This window comes from Coprococcus sp. BIOML-A2 (genome assembly GCF_009875795.1).
Lineage (GTDB): Bacteria > Bacillota > Clostridia > Lachnospirales > Lachnospiraceae > Coprococcus > Coprococcus aceti.
The window spans coordinates 1-20,878 of sequence record NZ_WWSI01000008.1 but is presented as its reverse complement, the minus strand read 5'-3'; the positions used below and the strand labels follow the sequence as shown (position 1 = coordinate 20,878).

General features: G+C 39.6%; 23 protein-coding genes, 1 pseudogene and 1 riboswitch. Of the genes and pseudogenes, 11 read left to right on the top strand and 13 right to left on the bottom strand.

Annotation, left to right across the window (positions count from 1 at the left end; translation table 11 throughout):
- Window positions 1-51 precede the first annotated feature (51 nt).
- The 5 genes from GT575_RS13615 to GT575_RS13595 all read left to right on the top strand — a co-directional run bounded on the left by GT575_RS13615 (window position 52) and on the right by GT575_RS13595 (window position 3,941).
- The gene (locus GT575_RS13615) at window positions 52-1,134 is read left to right on the top strand and encodes an AAA family ATPase (protein WP_055152729.1); all 1,083 of its coding nucleotides are present in this window, start codon (window positions 52-54) and stop codon (window positions 1,132-1,134) included.
- A 67-nt stretch (window positions 1,135-1,201) separates the two neighbouring features.
- Window positions 1,202-1,441, top strand: a complete 240-nt coding sequence (locus GT575_RS13610) for a hypothetical protein (protein ID WP_008793133.1) — start codon at window positions 1,202-1,204, stop codon at window positions 1,439-1,441.
- 174 nt (window positions 1,442-1,615) lie between these two features.
- The gene (locus tag GT575_RS13605) at window positions 1,616-1,843 is read left to right on the top strand and encodes a DUF5348 domain-containing protein (RefSeq protein WP_008373546.1); all 228 of its coding nucleotides are present in this window, start codon (window positions 1,616-1,618) and stop codon (window positions 1,841-1,843) included.
- Window positions 1,844-2,044: 201 nt separating this feature from the next.
- A complete protein-coding gene (locus GT575_RS13600; RefSeq protein WP_015541741.1) occupies window positions 2,045-3,460 on the top strand; it encodes a plasmid recombination protein in 1,416 nt (471 codons plus the stop codon).
- Window positions 3,461-3,464: 4 nt separating this feature from the next.
- Window positions 3,465-3,941: a TnpV protein gene (locus tag GT575_RS13595; RefSeq protein WP_008793036.1), complete on the top strand. Its 477-nt coding sequence runs from the start codon at window positions 3,465-3,467 to the stop codon at window positions 3,939-3,941.
- Window positions 3,942-4,405: 464 nt separating this feature from the next.
- Here the strand turns inward: GT575_RS13595 and rlmN are convergent, their stop codons facing one another.
- Window positions 4,406-5,395 carry a 23S rRNA (adenine(2503)-C(2))-methyltransferase RlmN gene (gene rlmN / locus GT575_RS13585; protein WP_002569187.1) on the bottom strand — a complete coding sequence of 330 codons (990 nt, stop codon included), beginning with the start codon at window positions 5,393-5,395 and terminating at the stop codon, window positions 4,406-4,408.
- Between the two features lie 23 nt (window positions 5,396-5,418).
- The gene (locus GT575_RS13580) at window positions 5,419-5,598 is read right to left on the bottom strand and encodes a cysteine-rich KTR domain-containing protein (protein ID WP_002588768.1); all 180 of its coding nucleotides are present in this window, start codon (window positions 5,596-5,598) and stop codon (window positions 5,419-5,421) included.
- Window positions 5,599-5,984: 386 nt separating this feature from the next.
- Between GT575_RS13580 and GT575_RS13575 the strand changes: the two are divergent.
- From GT575_RS13575 to GT575_RS13550, 6 genes and pseudogenes are all read left to right on the top strand, one after another.
- Window positions 5,985-6,200, top strand: a pseudogene (locus tag GT575_RS13575) (helix-turn-helix domain-containing protein); the annotation flags it as partial.
- A 32-nt stretch (window positions 6,201-6,232) separates the two neighbouring features.
- A complete protein-coding gene (locus GT575_RS13570) occupies window positions 6,233-7,117 on the top strand; it encodes an XRE family transcriptional regulator (RefSeq protein WP_226799365.1) in 885 nt (294 codons plus the stop codon).
- 908 nt (window positions 7,118-8,025) lie between these two features.
- Window positions 8,026-8,595: a helix-turn-helix domain-containing protein gene (locus GT575_RS13565; RefSeq protein WP_117875173.1), complete on the top strand. Its 570-nt coding sequence runs from the start codon at window positions 8,026-8,028 to the stop codon at window positions 8,593-8,595.
- Window positions 8,596-8,756: 161 nt separating this feature from the next.
- Window positions 8,757-8,854, top strand: a riboswitch (purine riboswitch).
- Between the two features lie 77 nt (window positions 8,855-8,931).
- On the top strand, window positions 8,932-10,305 hold the full coding sequence (locus GT575_RS13560; protein WP_161172227.1) for an NAD(P)/FAD-dependent oxidoreductase: 1,374 nt from the start codon (window positions 8,932-8,934) through the stop codon (window positions 10,303-10,305).
- Window positions 10,306-10,548: 243 nt separating this feature from the next.
- Window positions 10,549-11,133 carry a MurR/RpiR family transcriptional regulator gene (locus tag GT575_RS13555; RefSeq protein WP_161172241.1) on the top strand — a complete coding sequence of 195 codons (585 nt, stop codon included), beginning with the start codon at window positions 10,549-10,551 and terminating at the stop codon, window positions 11,131-11,133.
- A gap of 63 nt (window positions 11,134-11,196) precedes the next feature.
- On the top strand, window positions 11,197-12,168 hold the full coding sequence (locus GT575_RS13550; RefSeq protein ID WP_161172226.1) for a Gfo/Idh/MocA family protein: 972 nt from the start codon (window positions 11,197-11,199) through the stop codon (window positions 12,166-12,168).
- Between the two features lie 342 nt (window positions 12,169-12,510).
- Here the strand turns inward: GT575_RS13550 and GT575_RS13545 are convergent, their stop codons facing one another.
- From GT575_RS13545 to GT575_RS13505, 11 genes are all read right to left on the bottom strand, one after another.
- Entirely contained in the window at window positions 12,511-13,539 is a 1,029-nt protein-coding gene (locus GT575_RS13545; RefSeq protein WP_161172225.1) for an IS30 family transposase, read from the bottom strand.
- A gap of 106 nt (window positions 13,540-13,645) precedes the next feature.
- Window positions 13,646-14,857, bottom strand: a complete 1,212-nt coding sequence (locus GT575_RS13540) for a Rep family protein (protein ID WP_161172224.1) — start codon at window positions 14,855-14,857, stop codon at window positions 13,646-13,648.
- A 586-nt stretch (window positions 14,858-15,443) separates the two neighbouring features.
- Window positions 15,444-16,310 (bottom strand): zonular occludens toxin domain-containing protein, encoded by an 867-nt coding sequence (locus GT575_RS13535; RefSeq protein WP_161172223.1) that lies wholly within the window; start codon window positions 16,308-16,310, stop codon window positions 15,444-15,446.
- Window positions 16,307-16,438 carry a hypothetical protein gene (locus tag GT575_RS15350; protein ID WP_278315523.1) on the bottom strand — a complete coding sequence of 44 codons (132 nt, stop codon included), beginning with the start codon at window positions 16,436-16,438 and terminating at the stop codon, window positions 16,307-16,309. The genes GT575_RS13535 and GT575_RS15350 overlap by 4 nt, the downstream gene beginning before the upstream one ends.
- 11 nt (window positions 16,439-16,449) lie before the next feature.
- A complete protein-coding gene (locus GT575_RS13530; RefSeq protein WP_156337918.1) occupies window positions 16,450-16,689 on the bottom strand; it encodes a hypothetical protein in 240 nt (79 codons plus the stop codon).
- A gap of 31 nt (window positions 16,690-16,720) precedes the next feature.
- On the bottom strand, window positions 16,721-16,888 hold the full coding sequence (locus GT575_RS13525; protein WP_156337917.1) for a hypothetical protein: 168 nt from the start codon (window positions 16,886-16,888) through the stop codon (window positions 16,721-16,723).
- A gap of 779 nt (window positions 16,889-17,667) precedes the next feature.
- Window positions 17,668-17,847 carry a hypothetical protein gene (locus GT575_RS13520; RefSeq protein WP_055271897.1) on the bottom strand — a complete coding sequence of 60 codons (180 nt, stop codon included), beginning with the start codon at window positions 17,845-17,847 and terminating at the stop codon, window positions 17,668-17,670.
- Between the two features lie 11 nt (window positions 17,848-17,858).
- Window positions 17,859-19,709, bottom strand: a complete 1,851-nt coding sequence (locus GT575_RS14975) for a hypothetical protein (RefSeq protein ID WP_192934992.1) — start codon at window positions 19,707-19,709, stop codon at window positions 17,859-17,861.
- 88 nt (window positions 19,710-19,797) lie between these two features.
- Entirely contained in the window at window positions 19,798-19,965 is a 168-nt protein-coding gene (locus GT575_RS13515) for a hypothetical protein (protein ID WP_156337916.1), read from the bottom strand.
- Between the two features lie 47 nt (window positions 19,966-20,012).
- Window positions 20,013-20,219, bottom strand: a complete 207-nt coding sequence (locus GT575_RS13510) for a hypothetical protein (RefSeq protein WP_161172222.1) — start codon at window positions 20,217-20,219, stop codon at window positions 20,013-20,015.
- Window positions 20,212-20,490, bottom strand: a complete 279-nt coding sequence (locus GT575_RS13505) for a hypothetical protein (RefSeq protein WP_055271895.1) — start codon at window positions 20,488-20,490, stop codon at window positions 20,212-20,214. The genes GT575_RS13510 and GT575_RS13505 overlap by 8 nt, the downstream gene beginning before the upstream one ends.
- Window positions 20,491-20,878: the final 388 nt, after the last annotated feature.

The following is a 20,878-nucleotide window of genomic DNA, read 5'->3' as shown; positions in this document are numbered from 1 at the left end:
GAATATCTGTTCATCAGAGACTTGCCCGGAAGGGCAGGAGGAGATGATGGAATGAATATGAATGAAAAAAATAAAATTGAGAATTGTAGAATAGAACCAAAACTGAAACTGATCAATATGGATTCAGTAGAGGTGGAACAGGTAGAATGGCTGCTTTATCCGTTTATTCCTTATGGAAAAGTGACCATTATACAGGGAGATCCAGGAGAAGGCAAGACAACGATGGTACTTCAGATTATTGCAAAACTGACCAGAGGAGAGCCGATTCTTCCTGTTACTGATAAAACGAAAACAAAAGAAAAACGAAGTGATGAAGTCGATAGTGAGAATGAAGATTTAGATGCTGAAGATAATATGCAGGAACAGTCTTCTGTGTCACCTGTAAATGTAATCTATCAGACAGCAGAAGATGGACTTGGAGATACTATCAAACCCAGATTACTTGCTGCAGGTGCAGATTGTTCAAAGGTGCTGGTGATTGATGACAGTGACCAGCCACTGACAATGGCAGATGTCAGATTGGAAGAAGCAATCGTGCAGACAAAAGCAAAAATGGTTGTTCTTGATCCGATACAGGGCTTTCTGGGAGCGGACGTAGATATGCACAGGGCAAATGAGATCAGACCACTGATGAAGCGTATCGCAGTGCTGTCAGAAAAATATCACTGTGCAGTTATTTTAATCGGTCATATGAACAAAAACAGCAACGGCAAATCTTCTTATCGAGGACTTGGCTCCATTGATTTTCAGGCTGCTGCAAGAAGTGTTCTGATTGTCGGGCGAGTGAAAGATGAACCGGAAGTAAGAGTGGTATGTCATACGAAGAGTTCTCTTGCACCGGAAGGAACGTCCATTGCATTCAGACTGGATAAGAATAATGGGTTTGAATGGATTGGAGAATATGATATCAGTGCCGATGAACTTCTTAATGGAGACGGAAGAGGACAGAAAAGTCGGAAAGCAAAAGAATTTCTCCTTGAGATACTGGCAAATGGAGGAATGACTCAGAAGAAAATTGCAGAAGAAGCAGAAGCCAGAGGAATCAAAAGTAAAACGCTATGGAACGCCAAACGGGAACTTGAAATTGATTCCGTAAAACGTGGAAAGCAATGGTATTGGATGTTGCCAGAATAAAAATGGAAGATGGCAAGATTACCATTTCTTAAGAAGAGGGGATCTTGCTACCTTGAAAGGAGAATAGATGCAAAATAAAAGTGTACAGATTCCATACGAGTTATTCTTTCAGCTCTTGCAATATTTTTTGATGGATAACTACGATGGTGAAGAAATAATACGGTTGGGATTGGAGAAAAAACTGGATGCAATGGTGAATCGTGAAGTATACAGCAAATCCAAAACAGCACCAACGGAAGAAGAAAGAGAAAAGTTCCGGAAGGAATATCTGGACAGACGGGGAATACCGGAGAACTTTCGATGGTAAAGGTTCTTTCTGAACACTTTATTACAGGAGCGTGTCACGCACCTGTAGATAGCAGACAAGGAGAATGTTGGTAAGGTGTAGTCGGGAGTTGACTGGCGTAGAAGAGAATTTTCAAAAGGGAGCCCTGATTCAGGGCGCCCCTGCGGAAACGGTAGATGAAAGGAGATTGGCACAATGAGAGAAGGAAGATTAGGATATAACAGTTATAACAAAAGATATGGATTATTATCATCAGATCTATGGATTGATACAGGATTTCACTGTGGAGAATGCCTGGAAGTGTTGCTTGATGATGAATGGGTTCAGACCAGAATGGAAATGAATCCTGCAAGAGAATGGTATCTTGTAGGGACACCGTATTGTGGTGATTTGGAATATATTCGGGCAAGGATACCGGAGTAAAGGTCTCTGTACCCCCGGAGGGCGCAAGGGTACTTTTGATGGACGGTACGGCTGTCGAAAGTGCTTTTGCGTTACTTTTGACAAAAGTAACAAAACCGCCGTATCCGGCGAATATTTCTTTTTATACTATAGCTGGCAAAGATACAAATTTATGTGCCATGTCTGGCACTGGTTTTAGAAAGCGGGGTGAGGAATATGACGATGAAACGAACAATCAGTGGTATGATCGGGACAGGGTCTCTGGCTCATAACAGACGAGATTTTATAGCAGAAAATGTTGATCCAGACAGAGTGCAATTAAATATTTGTTACCGGAATGAGAATCTGAAAGAAGTCTATAAAGAGCTGTTTGATGAAGCTGTAGAACGGTATAATGTCGGGAAAAGAAAAGATCGGCAGATTACAAATTATTATGAAAAGATTCGCCAAGGAAAACAGGAAAAGTTGTTCCATGAAGTGATTTTCCAGATTGGAAACCGAGAAGATATGGCTGTTGGAACAGAAGCAGGAGATCTGGCTGTAAACGTACTGGATGAGTATGTAAAAGATTTCCAGAAACGGAATCCGACACTTCGGGTATTTAGTTGCTATCTGCATCAGGATGAGGCTACTCCACATCTCCATATTGATTTTATTCCTTATGTGACGGACTGGAAAGGAAAAGGAATGGATACCAGAGTTTCACTGAAACAGGCATTAAAAAGTCTTGGATTTCAAGGTGGAAATAAGCATGATACGGAACTGAATCAGTGGATAAATCATGAAAAAGAAGTTCTGGCAGAGACTGCAAAGCAGTATGGAATTGAATGGGAACAGAAAGGTACTCATGAGGAACATCTGGATGTCTATAACTTCAAGAAAAAAGAACGGAAAAAGGAAGTACAGGAATTGGAGCAGGAGAAAGAGCATCTAACTGCTGAAAAAGAAGAATTAACAGCACAAATTGCAGAATCCAGAGCAGATATCCAGAATTTAAAAGACGATAAGGAACAGGCAATCAAGGCGAAGCAAGAAGCAGAACAAAAGGCAGGGAGCGCAGAAAAAGAACTAAAAAGCCTGGAAGATCGCAGAGAACAGCTACAACCGATTATGGATAGTGTGAGCAAAGAAATCAAAGAATATGGAACGGTTAAAATGTTACTGCCGGAGGCGGGCACGCTAGAACGGGCAGTAACCTATCGAGATAAAAAAATTAAACCACTGTTTCTTCAAATAAAGAATAAGGTTGCTGTAATGGCGGCTCAGGTTAAAGAACTTACGAAAGAGGTGGAAGGTTGGAAGAGAAAATATCAAAAGGTGAAACAAAAATATAATGCTATTCAGAGAGAACTGGATGATATACGTAAAGATAATCAGAAATTGTCAGAAGAAAAAGATATATTACAAGGTGTTTCTGATAGGTATGATCGTGTTGTGCGTGTTCTTGGAATAGAAACTGTAGATACAGCAGTACAGCAGGATATTCAAAACGAGAAAGTCCTGGAAGAAAAGCGACGGATGGAACAAATGCCGAAGGGAAATATTCATGAAAGATTGGCATGGGGAATGAAAAAAAGCGAGATGGAGAATCAGCAGCGTAAGAAAACTAAATCAAAAAACAGAGAAATGGAGAGATAAGATTATGGAAACACACATTTATGATGAAAAGAACGGATTAAGCTATACTTTGCATGGAGATTATTATTTGCCGGATTTGGTATTGAATGAAGAAGAACCGATATATGGGAAATATGGAATGCTGAGGAAACAGTTTCTGAAGGAACACAGATTAGCAAAATATCAATATTTGTTGTTGACTGGAAAGCTGACGGAACACCTGAATCAAATTGATCAGGAGAGCAGAGAGCAGGTGGAAATGCTTATGGAACAGATGGCAGAAAAACAGGGCGTAACTGAAGAATTAAAGGTACAGAATCGGACGAAGTGGGTTAGACTGATGAATAATATAAAAGCTAGTGCAGAAGAAATGGTGTTGAAACTTCTGAAAAGCACATTGTTTGTAAAACTCCCTGCTATTAGGTTCCACATTCTCACCTCCTTTCTCGTTGGAAAGTTGGTGGTGCTTCCCCCTTTTCGCGGGGCAATACGGCGTTTTTGAAAAACGCCGAAGATTTTTTGAAATTTTTTCAAAAAATTTTTTGAGCAGCAAAATACGCCTGTCCGAAAAGCCCGGACAGGCGTATAGGTATTGTAAGCAGTATTTAGATGATTAGACAGTTCATAGTCAAGGGTAGAGAGGTTCCCGGCGGTGGTCGGGCTTTTTTTGATATGTCAATGACCGTCGGATTTTGTCGATAGGGTATGTGCTTCATGGCGGCTACCTCCTTTAGCCGCCGCTTTTAACAGTGATACCGCGTCATTTCATTAGAAGATAAAAAGAAACGGCGGCTTTGATTTTTCAAAGCTGCTGCGGAAATCAAAGAACGACAAGCAACAGTTCTGATTTTGCTCCAATATGGTTATTAGGGGCACAAATTAAAATCAAAAAAGAGCCGATAACAGCAGTATTTCAAACTGCATATTATCGGCTCTGCGTCTGTGCGTCTGGCTCTTTTAATTAAATTATTTCTGTTGTTTTTTGGCTTTATTATATGTATTAGCTAACTGTCCACAAGCTGCTTTAATCTCTCTACCATGAGAAACTCTCATGGTAACTTCAAGTCCTGTTTGCTCTAATTGATGTTTGAACGCAACCATTTCTTGTTTTTGTGGTGCTCTAATTTTTGAATTACTCGTCGGGTTGTATTGCAGCACGTTAATCATAACATTTTTGCCCTTAAACCATTTTGCAAGTTGCCTTATATCTGAGGAACGGTCATTTATACCTGGTAAAAGCAAATACGCAAATACCACTTTTCGATTATGCCTTTGAGAATAGGACAATGCTTGCTTAACAACATCTTCAATAGCGTACATGTGCATATGAGGAATGATACAGTTTCTCGCAGCCTGTGTTGCTGCATGTAAAGATATTGTCAACTGAATTTTTAGATGTTCTTCGCGCAATTTTTTTAATTGATTAACTGGACCAACTGTTGATACGGTAATGCCGTCGGTTGGAAAGTTAAGTCCATTTCTATCTCGAAGAATATGGATTGCTGCAATCAAGTTGTCGTAATTGAATAAAGGTTCTCCCATTCCCATAAAAACGATACGATTTACTTTTTGACGTATCAATACAACCTGCTGCACAATTTCAGACGGTGTTAGATTACGAACAAAACCATTGCGTCCGGACTCACAAAAAATACAGCCAACAGAACAACCAACTTGCGTACTTACGCAAACAGTCCCACCATCTCGCCGTTTAATAAAAACCGTTTCAATATACCTGTTATCTTTCAATTCATAAACATACTTTTCAGTATCGCTACTTTTATAGACTTTTTTTGTTGATATTGATAGATTTTCTTTGTGAAATGGCTGTTTATACAATTCCGTATATAAGGCTCTTGCTTTATCCTCTCCAATTACTTCCGACATTTCTTTGTAAGTAAATCCGTATGGGTCATTCAATATTTCCGTAGGTGTACTTTTAGGTAAGTGTTTCATTTAAATATCCTTCCTTTTCAAAATTAAAAAGTTTGTTTTTCAGAGTTTTTGATTATGATTTCTAGTTTTTCAACATCAACGATATGCGTTAATTTACATTTAGGGCAGAAAAGAGGAAAATTTCTTAATACCGTATTATAAAATACTTGAACCCTCGTCTTTCCGTTACAAATTGGACATTTTATCCAATATTTTTCAAGCATAATATTTCTCCTTTTGCGCAAAAAAATGCAGGTCAATTCTCAACATGAGCATTGACCTGCATTTATACATATAATACTACAACAAAATTAAGGCATAGTTTTTATACTATGTCTATACGTCGTTAGTTTTGTTGTATAGCATACGCAAAATAAGCATGACAAAAAAGCCCATATTGAAAATGGGAAAAATCTTTTTTGATTTCAATGCTTATCGAATACGCATGCTATGTAACATAAACATTCCCCCCCTTTTATATAATATTATATACAAAAGCAGCTTGTTGTCAACATATATATATATATGAATTATTTTGGCTAACTGATAGAACTATGTAGACATATCCAAGAAGAAAGGGGAACAGTAAAATGTAAGAGGGTGAATAACTATGGCAAAAAGACCAGTACCAAAATACGACTTCAAGGCTTTTGGGGCAGCGATAAAGGCAGCGCGTGAAGGACGCAAGGAAAGCCGCAAGAAAGTAGGCGACGAAATGTTTATCTCGCCGCGCTACCTTGCGAACATTGAGAACAAGGGGCAGCACCCAAGTTTACAGATATTCTTTGAGCTGATACAGCGTTACCATATATCCGTATCTCATTACTTCCAGCTTTGGCACGACTATTGAAAATTGATATGAATGAATTGTTTTCGTTTCATGAAGAATTGACAGAAAAAGAGATTGGACAATTTGTGAATGAACTTTCGGAAGTTTCATTGGACAGCTTTACAGAGGCTTTCGAGATGGCATCTCGTAAAATACAGGAGTATCCTCATTGCGACTTATTAATATATACGATCGCAACCGTTCTGAACGGATCTTTGACTTTGTCAGATCTTAATGACGAAGAACGAATGGAATATAATACAGCTATTATTGAGTGGCTGGAACGAACAGCAGATAGTCAGGATGAAAGAGTGAGAAATTCAAGCGTTTTTATACTTGCAACAAAATATGTCCAAATGGAGAAATATGAAGAAGCAAATGCCCTTTTGAAAAAAATTCCTGATACTGTAATTGATGCAACGATTATGAAAACAAGTGTATTAGCACATCAGGAAGGAACAGATACTGCTGCATTATTCTTAGAAGGGAAATTGCTACAGGCAGTTATCAATATCCAAAGCTACTTGTATAAGTTAATAGAAATGGAAGAAGAGACAGGAAATCATGATAAAGCAGAGAAAATTGCTGAGATTACAGATCACATGATATCATTGTTTGGACTATGGAATTATGGCAACACAGTTCCATATCTGCTGATTGCTGGATATCGAAAAGATGTAGAAAAATGTATCCAGTTAATTAAGCGATTATTAAGTGAATCACAGAAGCCTTGGAATATGACACAATCCCCTTTGTATTACAGGTATGAAGATACTGCACAGGGAAAAGCTTTTTCGGGACTTGGAAAAAATTTTGTTCGTGAATTGTATTCGGAAATTGAAAATAAGAAAGAGTATGAATTCTTGAGGGGGAATAAGGAACTCGAATCAATTTTTGAGGAACACTTGAAATAGGTTGTAAAAATGTATGGAAATAGATGTAGTTGAGAAAGAAGAAAATTTTTGACATTTCCACAGATGCGTGCTAATATGATTATAGAAAAAGAGTGCTACCGATAGACGGTTAGTCCACATACTTATTGATTACAAAAATAACCGTTCAGTTTGCAGGCTGGGGCGGTTATTTTTGTGGTTTATGATTATCTTTGCCTAATGTATATCCGATACTAAAGCAGGTTAAGCCGAAGCTCACTACTGCTATGAAGTCCACAATACTCATTGGCTTAGCCCTCCTTTCCACTGGATTCCTTTACAGGTTTCTATGTAATCAGAGGGTCACAGTCCCTCTGGAGAAGGACTAACCGCCTACCGTTATGGTAGCACCCATGTTTCGATTATAACAGTTAAAAATTACCGGTGCAATATAAAGTTGGTAGAGAAGTATCTAGTATCTACAGAAGAGAATCGGTTTGAGTATTCTCCGGTGCCAAAACGGTGCCAAGAAATCAGGCAAATCAAAATAGGTGGTGCAATTCAGCTGTTTTTCACTGTATTTTGGAGAGAAAACCATAAAAAATATGAGATAAAACGGGATTAAAGTATCGTGAAGGTGGTAGAACTGTAGGTTCAGGAAGAGTTGCATCTATCATCGAGTAATCTTTGATAAACCGCATAAATAAAGGATTTTCAGACCTTCGAGGGTTCGCCCTCGGAGGTCTTTTTTTCTGCTTGAAAATGGGTTTTGACCTCATATTTAGCTGAAAATAGCCAATTCCCGCATCATGTCCTGTAAAAAACACCCGAAAAACACTATTCTGTCAATGAATGTGTCAAGTTTTTAGCAAAAGCTTGACATGTAGCATCAGCCCTTGCCGAAGGCAACTTAAAATGGGTTGATGTTCAATAGAAAGGAGGCAACAGATATGGATCAGAAAAAGTTCGGTTCATTCCTAAGAGAACTGAGAAAGGAAAAACAGCTTACCCAGGAACAGCTTGCTGAGCGGTTTGGAGTAACAAGCCGCAGTGTGTCAAGGTGGGAGACAGGCAGCAATATGCCGGATCTCAGTATCCTGGTGGAACTGGCAGATTTCTATGATGTTGATATCAGGGATATCATTGATGGAGAAAGGAAGGGTGAGGACATGAATAAGGAAGAGAAAGAGAGATTGCAGCTTGTAGCGGATTATGCAGAAACTGAGAAGAATACATTGTTGATGAGGTTGCGTATATTTAGCATAGTGGGGTTGATTTCACTGATTGCAGGATTGACGATGATGGTGATCAGCAGAGATAACAATCTTCCGGTCTATGATTATTTGATGGGGACGCTTATGGGAGTTGCTATAGGTGCGTTGCTGGTTGCGGTGTTCTATTCAACCGGAGTTTTAGAAAACATGAGGAAGCGAAAAAGAACACTTATGAAAGTGCTTTTGGTAATAAGCATATTAATCCTGCTTGGAACATTCATCGCGGCAATCATAGCATCGTTATGATATATATAATGAGCATTGCGACGGGGCGCTTGCGCAAACTAAATGTAATATGCTATAATTTTTAAGGATGCAATGTGGACGATCAGTTTGTGGCATCCACATGAGCACAGATATTTTGCGTGAGATATAGTAAATATGAATAGTGCAATCATTTTTTATGACGAAAGAATTACAATTATATATGTATAAGCCCATAATATGGTTGGGCGTATCTACCAGCTACCAATAATAGTTGACTACAACAATGAATGCCGTGGTCAACTATATTTTTATGCAAAAATATCTGAGACGTTATAGGTTTATAAAAATTATAAAATTAAATTGGAGGGCGAGTGCATGAGGTATGACGTGATAATTATTGGAGCAGGACCAGGAGGAATATTTTCTGCATATGAGCTGACAAAGCAGGCTCCGGATCTCAAGGTTGCAGTGTTTGAGGCTGGACATGAGCTTAAGAGAAGAAAATGTCCGATAGACGGCACAAAGATCAAGAGCTGCGTGGGATGTGATAGCTGTTCGATCATGAGTGGATTTGGCGGTGCAGGTGCATTTTCCGATGGAAAGTACAATATTACAAATGACTTTGGCGGAAGTCTGTATGAGTACATCGGCAAGAACGAGGCCATAGACCTCATGAAGTATGTGGATGATATCAATATGGAGTACGGCGGAGAGGGTACGAAGCTTTATTCCACTGCCGGCACAAGATTCAAGACGGTGTGTCTGCAGAACAGGCTTCATCTGCTTGATGCTTCGGTCAGACATCTTGGCACAGACATCAACTATATAGTTCTAGAGAATCTGTATGCATATCTTCAGGACAAGGTGGATTTCTATTTTGACACTCCTATACAAACGGTGGAAAAGATGGAGGATGGAACATATAGTGTATGCTGCAAGAAAGGTATATTTTTCTGTGACAAATGTATCATATCCGTGGGAAGAAGCGGCAGCAAATGGATGGAGGCTGTCTGCAAAGACCTAAATGTACCCACAAAATCCAACAGAGTGGATATAGGAGTCAGAGTGGAGCTTCCTGCAGCCATATTTGCACATTTGACGGATGAGCTCTATGAGAGCAAGATAGTATACAGAACGGAGAAGTATGGAGACAAGGTGCGAACTTTCTGCATGAACCCAAGGGGCGCCGTGGTTACTGAGAATACTAATGGAATCATAACGGTAAATGGCCACAGTTATGAGGATCCTGCAAAACAGACGGATAATACAAACTTTGCGCTCCTTGTGGCAAAGCATTTCTCAGAGCCGTTCAAGGACTCCAACGGATACGGCGAGAGCATAGCGAGACTCAGCAACATGCTGGGCGGCGGAGTAATAGTGCAGAGATTTGGCGACCTCATAAGGGGACAGCGCTCCACCCAGAGCAGGATAGAGGAAGCGTTCATCACACCTACGCTCAATGCCACACCGGGAGATCTGAGCCTTGTCCTTCCAAAGAGAATTCTGGATGGAATAATCGAGATGATCTACGCTCTTGATAAGATAGCCCCAGGAACGGCAAATGAAGATACACTGTTGTATGGAGTTGAGGTCAAATTCTACAACATGGAGGTTGAAGTAGATGATAAGCTTGAGACAAGATACAAGGGGCTGTATATCATAGGAGATGGCAGCGGAATAACACACTCCCTTTCACACGCATCTGCAAGCGGTGTATACGTAGCAAGAAATATTGCACATGGCGAATAAAACGAATAGATATTTATATAGAAGAAAGTCATTCAAAACAGAGTATCGTGATAGGGGTTCCAGATACTCTGTTTTTATTTGATAAATGAGTTTCAAGTGAAAATACATTTGTTTGACTGGATGGGAGAAGAATGGTAGAGTTGTAAATGGCATGAAAATAGATTTAAAGTCTGCAACAAATATGAAAACAAATTTAACTAAGAAAACTATTAGTGGCATTGTATAGAAGACACTATATGATGGATTATTTTCGAAAGAAGAAAGAAAATAGGCGATTATATCGTTAGGAATCCCAAGAAGGTTGTGGATATGACAGTCGGGGAGCTGGCAAAGGAGTGCGGTGTCAGCGAGGCCTCGGTGTCGAGATTCTGCAAACGAATAGAGCTGAAGGGATTTCACCATCTCAAGATATCGCTGGCGAGAGAACTCGTGGATGCCAAGGATGACGGAGAGATATCTGGACATATATCTGTGGATGATATGGAAGGTTCTCTGAGAGGAATACTGTCGAATAAAATGGAAGAACTGAGACAAACTGTGGCCATGATCGACAGAGAGGAACTGAAAAAGATATTGGAGGCGGCAAAGAGCCGCGGAGCAGTCACCATATCAATAACCAATAATGCCAGGTCAAGTGTTGCGGAGCTTAGCACATATCACATCACGACAGCTGCCCGTGAAAAATTATTTCTTGATGGATACTGCTTTTCAAGGGTGTCTGCAACCATGGTGATAGAGATAATATATCTGCTGCTTGCATCTATGAGAAAGGAATCCTACGAGTCAATAGTAAGGCACGAACAGGCGATGGCCTATACAAAGGAGTGACATGATGCTTATGTATAGTGTATATACAATCCAAATACATAATTATATATGGAGGAAACAGACATGAAAGATATCAAATGGGCAGTTCTCGGAACAGGAGTTATTGCAAATGAGATGGCAGTGGCACTCAAAAAGAATGGCAGGAACATTTATGCGGTTGGTAACAGGACGTATGACAAAGCGGTGGCATTTGCTGAGAAGTATGGCATAGGTAAGGTTTATTCAGACTACAATGAGATGTTCACGGATCCGGAAGTGGACGTGATATATATAACGACTCCACACAATACACACATACAGTTTATGAGAAGAGCGATAGAGAATGGAAAACATATACTTGTGGAAAAATCTATAACATTGAACAGCGGTGAACTTGGAGATATGCTGGAACTGGCAGAGCAGCACAATGTGATCATAGGCGAAGCGATGACTATTTATCATATGCCTATTTACAGAAAACTTAAGGAGCTACTGGACTCGGGTGCACTTGGCAAAGTCAATCTCATAACCATGAATTTTGGAAGCTTCAAAGACTATGATATGAACAATCGATTCTTCAACAGAAACCTTGCGGGAGGGGCAATGCTGGATATAGGTGTGTATGCCCTGTCATTTATAAGGTGGTTCATGGACTCAAAGCCAGACAAGCTTCTTTCACAGGTTAAGCCTGCGCCTACTGGAGTGGATGAGCAGGCAGGACTTTTGCTTATGAATAAGGAAGGACAGATGGCAACCGTTATGCTGTCCCTTCACTCGAAGCAGCCGAAACGTGGAATGGTATCATGTGAAAACGGATATATAGAGGTGATGGAGTATCCAAGAGCGTGGGAGGCGAAGGTCACATACACAGATACAGGCAAAACTGAGACTGTTGCAGCAGGAGAAAATGCGGATGCCCTTGCGTATGAGCTTCAGGACATGGAGAGTGCGATATCCGGTGATGGAGATATGTATCTGGAATATACAAAGGATGTCATGGATATGATGACAGAGTTCAGAAGATCATGGCGATTTACATATCCAGAGGAAGAATAGGTAGATTGTCATATGTAGGGGAGGCTGTTTAGAACAATTGCACACAATTGTCAGATAAATAAAAAAAGTCCTTGACATAAGATTGCAGTGGTGGTATCTTATAAAAGCTGTCGCATGAGTAGGCAGCAGACGACAGCTTTTATAGGTATACAACATGATATGTCACTGAGACATGATTATAAATTACCTGGTAAATTGTCAATACTAAAGTAACAATTATTTTAAATTATTTTCGCACGCTGAATTACAGTGTCGTGATCACGTCAAAAAAAATTGCACGTACCATATTCGATATAGTACGTGCATTATTTTTACACATAACAAGAAGCCCTATACTACATGCTATAGAGCTTTTTTTAATTCCTTATTAAACAGGTCATTAGCACAAGACCATCCAAGAACCTTGCGGGGATATGCGTTAATCCAATCTTGAATGTGCTTAATGTATATATCATCATACTTATCAGTGTCAGCACCTTTAGGTATATGCCGCCTTATGAGCTTGTTCGCATTTTCGTTGCTTCCACGTTCATAACTGCTATAAGCATGACAGTAATATATCTTCGTTCTGTCTCCCTCATGGAGCAGTGATCTTTTCATGCCCTGATAGTCAGAAAACTCAACTCCGTTATCAACAGTTATTGTCTTAAAGAGCTTTGAGAACATAGCACCAATACGGTGTTCTATCTTATCAAGTTCAGCAACAACAGACTTTGCGCCCTGATCTGGAATCTTCCTGACTATCTCTCTCCGTGTAAGTCTCTCAGTGAGCACAAGCAGACATGACTTACTTTTGCCACGCTGACCTTTAACGGTGTCCATTTCCCAGTGTCCGAAAGTGTTGCGGTCGTCAACTTCCTGTGGTCTGTACTCTATAGATTCACCCGCACTCATTCGCTTCTGTACTCTGACCCTGTTTTTATGCTTCTTGCGCTGACCCTTTACAGGTAGCTTTTTATTCGTGAGCAACAGGAAAATTCCTTTATCTATATACCGATACAGTGTATTAACACTTATATGCGTTCTCATATCGTCAAGAGCTGCCATAGCAAGTGCCGCCGCAGGAGAGTACCCATCATTTACTATCTTATCTTCAATATACTCAGCGAACTTTATATCATTACCGATTTTTAATGGTCTGCCCTTTGAAGTCTGAGCATAATCAGTAACTTGTTGTGCAAGGTCTGCGCTGTATTTTACATTTTCTGTAAGATCACTGTTAGTATGCATATAAAGACCTTTTTTATATTCCCTTGTTATGGTTGCCCTTGATACGTGCAGATAGCGTGCAACTTCAGCTTTACTGCAACCCCTGTTGAGCAGTGTTTCCATAGCCACACGATCTGCATACTTTAAATGTCTGAACTTCATAGTATGCCCCCTATGACGTAAAAATGCGGTCAGCACATGCTGACCGCACGTTCTATCTTTATTATAATTTCCTTAATCTGGTAAAACTACTGGTAATATTTTCCAGTTAGATGGACAGCTCCATCTGCTTTATGAATAAGTCCTTTTCACTTTCATCCAAGTTCCTGAAGCCCTCACCAGCAAGGACAGTTTCATTGTCTGCCTGCTTAGGGAAGAACAAGACATTGTTAATATAAGCTTTAGCTTCATCAAGGCTCTTATCCCTTACCGCATATCTACCACGTACAGGATTATCTAAAGTCTGAACATACAAATATTTAAGGCTTTCAGGTTGCCAGAGATGAACAGACATGGTAAGCGGTGTCATTTTGATATATAGCTTGCACCGCCTGCGGAGCTGTATTATATCCTCATTCTCTGAGCCCGGAAGGTCTTTATATAATTCCTCCATACTCTTACTTGTAGTTATTATCATAAGTTTACATTCCAAAAACTTGTTATGATACCGTGCCCGCACCATTGACTGTGTATGATTATCGAGCAGTTTCAGCAGACTGCTAAAGTTCAAATCATACGCCCTAAGGTCATCAAGTATGACACAGTCCTGACCCTTATAGTCATCGAGCATATCTTCACCGCCAGAGCTGACATAACAGCTATATTCATTTTGTGCCGCAAGCTCTTTAGCATATGTTGTTTTTCCACAACTGCTGTCACCATAGATATATATGACTTCCATGTCTCTGTTTTCCCCCTTTATCTTATCTAAGCGATACCTAAAAGCATTGTCTATTGACTTCCTGAACTTGTCGTACTCCTGTGGAGTTATGTAATCTGTGTAATTAAATTCCCTTATGATACCCGCAGTTATCAGGTCAACTATTTCCTGTTTCCTTTGCCTGTCAGCTTCACGGCTTCTTGCCGTGTCTCTCTCTTTCACAAAATCAAAGTTACTTTTGACCTCTTCGTCAAGATACTGGTATTTATCAGATACATTCCTGTGTGTCGCATATGCAAGGGCATCAGCAAAGCGTCCTTGTATACGTCCTATATAGTTTGATGTGATACCGAACCACTTACAAATGGAATCAGTCGGTGTGGAATCCTTGAACCTGATGTATATATGCCAGTGTGCCGCCTTGGGTGTGCCATCTGTATTGATGTCTTTATCATGCAAGATATACGCATAATCCCTGACAGCGTTATGATCTAACCCGCTTTGTATCTGGTCTTCACGGAGATATTCAAGTTGTTGGATTATCTCGCATGTTTTCCATGTTTTAGGGGTTCTGTCTTTTTTCTTTTCTGTATTTTCCATGTAATCCCTCTTTTCATGTATTTTTTACACCTTTTACACCATTTACACCATGCCGAGGACAAGCCCACTCGGCATGGCATAGAAGCCTTGATTTTATTATGATTTTAAGGGGATGGGAGATAGTATTTTTACACTATTACACCTTATTTTTATATATTGCTTATGTCTCCGTATAAGTGCAGTTGTTAAAGGTGTAATTTGTGTAATTATCTTTAGTCTGATGGTACCATTCCTACACCCCAACCCCTTGCACGAGCTCCCAAGGGGCTATTATTTTAGTCTTGCGCTCATCTTATGAATCTGAAAAGACTGCACGCCAGACGGCACACATTGTTGAGCAGACGGAGCACGTTGTTTATGATTGACAGTAAATACTTCATGCAAATATACCTCCACGTAGCCCGTTGCGGCGCAGGTGTCAAGGCACGCCACAGGCTTTAGGCCTTGACACCTACACCGCCACAGGCTGATTATAGTTATCAGGGTGATGGCTCACCCTGCGCAGCCACTTGTTATTGTTGAGTACGCACGGAGCGCACAGCCGAAAGGCGGAGAGTGCGGCGGGGCTGAAGCCGCCGCACGCACTCTATCTTTTACGTTTCCTATACCTCTTCTTTATGCCAGTTGCAAAATCAATATTTGGTTGCACAACTCCCTGATTAGCCAGTATCTCAGCGTCACCGAGCATATCAGCTTTTTTAAGATCTTCAACGATCGCTGAGGTATCATAAGCCTGATAGTCTTTATTCTGGACGAACTTAAACGACAGTGAAAGCGGTCTCAGCATATCCACGTTGTCGCAGTTCTCGAAGCTGACAGCGTCATACTCACGAACAGAGAGTATTCTCCATGTCTTGTTTACACAATAAAGACTGCCTGTTATTTGCCTGAGGAGAGCATCTACAAACTTGAAACGCTGTGCGGTGCAGATGATACCTATTTTATTCTTTCGCACCTGTAAAAGTCTCTTAAGCAGTTCTGTAGATATGTTATCCTTATAGTTTCGACTGTTCCAGATAGCCCCCACTTCATCAAACACAAAGAGCGTAACATCATCAGGAGCTTGTACTACATTTTTCATCTGTTCAGCAGACACAAACGGAGTATAAGGAACGTCAAGAAGCTCGACATTACTTATAAGGTGTATATGCTGAGTTACAAACTTTTGTTCGTCCTCGTTCCAAACTGGAAGTCCGTCATATTTGTTATATATCCGTCTTGCGAACATGGTCATGTCCAAGGTCTTACCGCTGCCAAAAACCTTGTTACGGAACGCAGTAACCATATATATACGCCCATACGCCTTGCACCTGTTGCGTTCCTTATGCTTAAAGTAATAGTACAGGTCGATCACTCCGTTATAGCATATTTTATAAAAGTGAGTGATCGTAAAAGGGATGATAGGAAGATAGTAGCAGATAAGCACTATAGCAACTATAATTACAAATATCATAAGCGAAGCCCCCTTATACATCCCATTATCACGGCCACAAAGAGCAACATTATCATCCAGACAAATATCTTAGCTGCCATCATGTAAAGGTCGCCATTGCTATATATGTCAAGTACCATTTTATCCATCACTTCACCTCCTAAAATTTACTTCGTTCAGTTAATATCCGATATACAGTTCTTACAATGTTCCAGCATATCCAGAACATCAATTCGATAGCTATAAGTACACATACATTGTATACATCTGTTATATCCCTGTGCGTAGTCAGAAAGCCCGCATCACCCGCCGTAGCTATCGGCACTTCAGAACTCGGGATCTCTGTCACAGTGACTTGTCCAAGTCCGGTGTCAATAGTCTGAGCATGTGCAGTTGCCATATGAAACAAGCTGAAGCATATGACAAACAAGCTACCAATCAAAATCGTTATTTTCAATTTTCGACTCAAGATAATCACTCTCCTTATTTTTATATTCATTAAAACTTTCTTCATCCCGCTTAAACTCGTTAAATTCTCTATACTCCTTGATAAGCTGAAGAGAGCCCAACATAAAGACTATTAAATATACCAATGACATTCTAAACACCTCCTAAAATGCACAAAATAAAGAATACAAGTGTTAATATAAAACTTGTCACTGCACATACATAAAAGGCATAACAGCCAGGATCTTTCCACCTGGAATATATCTGACCACATATAAAACATACAACACTAAGAGAGAAATAAAATACCATTTCCTTTACATCCGAACACATAACCACTCACCATCCCTCATAATTTATAATTGATCTACGGAATAGTAATCCTCACAATCATCAGAACAATCACGATGATTACAACCATATTCATTTACACACTTATCACACAGATTAAAAATAGGACGATATACACCATTGCAACAACTTTTATCTTCTATACATGTATCACAATTCTCATTACACATTTCCACTACTAATCAACCTCCCAACAAAGAATAAAGCAATACAAAGACGCACCATAAAAAACATACGACGACCAAAACCAGACAAAAAATAATCATTTAATATTTACCTCTCTTCATCACCATTTTTATCCACTTTTCAATACCAAAAATTATTGCAATTCCCAGAACTAAAATCAAAATATCAAAACCATCCATAACTTTTACCTCACTTTTTATTTGTACTTACTCCGATTCTGATTTATAATATTTATCAATAAAACCAAGAAAGGAGATAAAATAAATGAAAACTATATGGTACTTAATCATACCAAGTTTAATATTCATAATTCCAATAATCATAGCTACAATAATTGCTATATGGGGAATCAAGAGAAAGAAGAAGGCTGGGAAATAAATTCCAGTCTTTTATCTTATTCGTCCCCACTCTCAGCTACTCCACGGATAAAATAGTAAAGCAGTGTCCCAACAAGGGAACATATAAGAAATGTCATTATAATGTTCCAAATCGAAAAGCTTACATCACCAGCGTTGAACTTGTGATTAAGAACATCAAATATACACTTAGCTATAGCCTTAATGCATTCAATCATACATACACCCCCTACTTTTTAAGCAGTTTATAAATACTGATTACCGCGATAATAACAACAGCACCAATTACCACAGTCCAGAAACCGGCGGGGATAAACTCAAAAAATGCCGCTATGACTGGAAAAAGTCCGTCCTCTCCATCAAGCAGAGCCTTAAAAAAAGCGACTATACCTTTGAGTATCGACCAAAACCCGCTTGCGCTAGGATCTGTAGCAGTACCAGAGCCACCACCGCCAGAGCCACCGTCACCGCCAGAGCCGCCGTCACCGCCAGAGCCACCATCACCGCCAGAGCCACCATCACCGCCAGAGCCGCCACTACCGCCGTCACCGCCAGCACCACCAGTAACATTGACGGTGATATTTATTACTGTTTTGCCGTCATCATTCCCAACAACCTGAGTTACTTTTTTATCTTTGCCTTCCCCCGTAGTAGATGCAGTTATGTTATTACTTAAATCAGTTTTTTCAAATGTAGATAGACTCCACTTAGCAAAACTCTGTTGCCCCGACAAACCACTATTACCACCTATTTTCCGGACAAAAGCCGTGCAATACAAATCCGAAGAAGATATATTGACTATATCCCCCTTATCAAGTCCTAACAAAGTACCAAACGCTTCAATTCCAGTAGTCACACTATCCATAAAGCTACCAAAAGAAACATCATCGCTAGTGACACCTTCAACATCAAGCGAATTTAGATAAGCAGTATAATTATTTGAAAAATCACCAACGTTTGCTTTTAAAGTCCCTAAATCAAACGAACGTTCTTCAAGAACAGCGGATTTCATTTTATAACAAACCCTTACAGAAAACTTAAATTCAAATTGATAATCGTCAGGACTAACAACCATTTTTGGGAAGGAATCATAATTATAAGTTGCAGAAAATTTATAAGAGCTCTTATTATCAACCCCAGCTTCTGGTATAACGTTCATAACGAAGCTATCCCAGCCGAAGGAATCACAGCCTTCCTTTTTCTTCTCGACATAATCCGGATTCTGATTATCAGCTAAATCCGTTTGACCTTCCAGAAACTTCTTACAATTTGTATAATCTTTTATATAACCATTTTCATTTTCTGCACACTTTACAAGAGGAATATTTGTAGCCATTAACCGAAAGTCGCCAAGACCAGTATCAGCATTTTGCACTTTAAAGCAAAACCCCCTATATCCTATAGAAGAATCTTTTTTAAAAAAAGCAGTGTCACCATCAGAATCACCATGAACGACCCCATAAAACTTATCACAACCGCCTGCAAGAGTGCCGCCAAGGAAAGAAATACCACCAACATCAGACGAAGTATAAACACGCGCGAATTCATATAGATTATAATAAGAATCATCAGACCCAGCAGTATTAGCACTATAACCCATACATATCCTTGAACCTTTAGGAACCCACATATAATAGGCAAGTATACTTGCCCCTGTTCCATATTGCTTTGATCCAGAAGTCTCATACAATACAAAGTACAAATCATTAGAGCCTGTAAAATCCTGAGTGCCTAACTCAGCGAGAAAGTCAGACCATTGTTGCTGATTACTTTTAACAGCGGGTTCACCATTTTCTTTAAAACAAGTATTTTCACACTCATACGGACTAGGGTTTTTATACACCGCAGACGCATTATCTTTATTTAATTTTGTTTTAAAAGACTTGTTCTGATAAAGATAACCACTCTTAGTAACATAATCTTCTCCGTGCATATATGGCGCAATATTTGAACCAAGTTTTGTATCATCTGTTGAACCATCAGCAGCAAGCACTACAAACCGAGGGCATACAGAGCAAAACATTACCAAAACCGCAAGTAGTATATACATTACTTTGATTCTGCTAATTTTCTTTACCATTTTTTTCACCTCCCATATTTTTTCTAAAATAATAGGGTGTATCTCTACACCCTATTACAAAACAACAAAGATATCTGATCCATAAGGACTAGCCACGTGCGGCTCTAACAAGCTTCTTAAATACTATGCAACCAGCGGCTACAACAGGTACTGCCATAAGCACCATAAGTAGCGGATTACCAGCGATAGTATCAAGCACTGTGCCCATTACCGTAGAAAGATTACCCACGGCGGATGTTACTGCTGAAAACTCCATATCATTCACCCCCTTTACTTCATATTTATAAAACCCGCAAGAGGGGATTATACATTACTCTCAAAAATCCCAGGATCAATACCTACATACTTAAGAGCCATCTTAAAACCATCAAACTGCCAAAATGCTTTCATACAATGAAACCAATCCGCTGGGCCTATATTATCTTCACACTCTTTTTTTAGCGAAAGATATTGATTCGATATGGCGTTTAGGTCATTTTTAGCAAGAACAAGAGAAAAACCATCACTCATGTTTTTCACCGCCCTTACCAACCGAGCCAGTAGCAGAAACAGCATCCACCGCCTTCAGCTTCTTATCCACTATATCGAAGTACACTTTGCACTTCTGAAAAACACCGATAGTTACCAGATTGTTTTTCTCTCCACATGTCACGTCGAAAGATTTAATGCCATTCGATAAGCCAACGACATAGTATTTACTATCAGCCTCACCATTTTTACCTTTAATTATCCTCTCTTCCTGAGAAGTCTTAAAAAGATCTAAGTCAAACAAATAAGCCATAACAGCCACCTCCATATTTATAATGAACAACCAGTTATTTCCTATAGGCCCATGAGCATCTGAGCCTATAGGGTACAAACGGATGAGAGGGGAAGTACAAACTGCCTTTTGCACTTTTTACGAACACCCGTTTGTTACGTTATTATTGTAAATTAACAATTATAAATTACCTGAAAAAAGTTGTTGACATACACACTTCGGTGTGGTAATATTTAAAAGTTGTCGCCGAAGAGGTCAGACATCAGCAACCGAAAAGGTCTTGAAAAAAGATAAAAAAGTTGTTGACAAAGAACTTCAGATGTGATAACATATAGAAGTTGTCGCTGAGAGGCGAGAACATAAAGAACCTTGAAAAATTAACAACATGACAACCCTGAAATTCCAAACA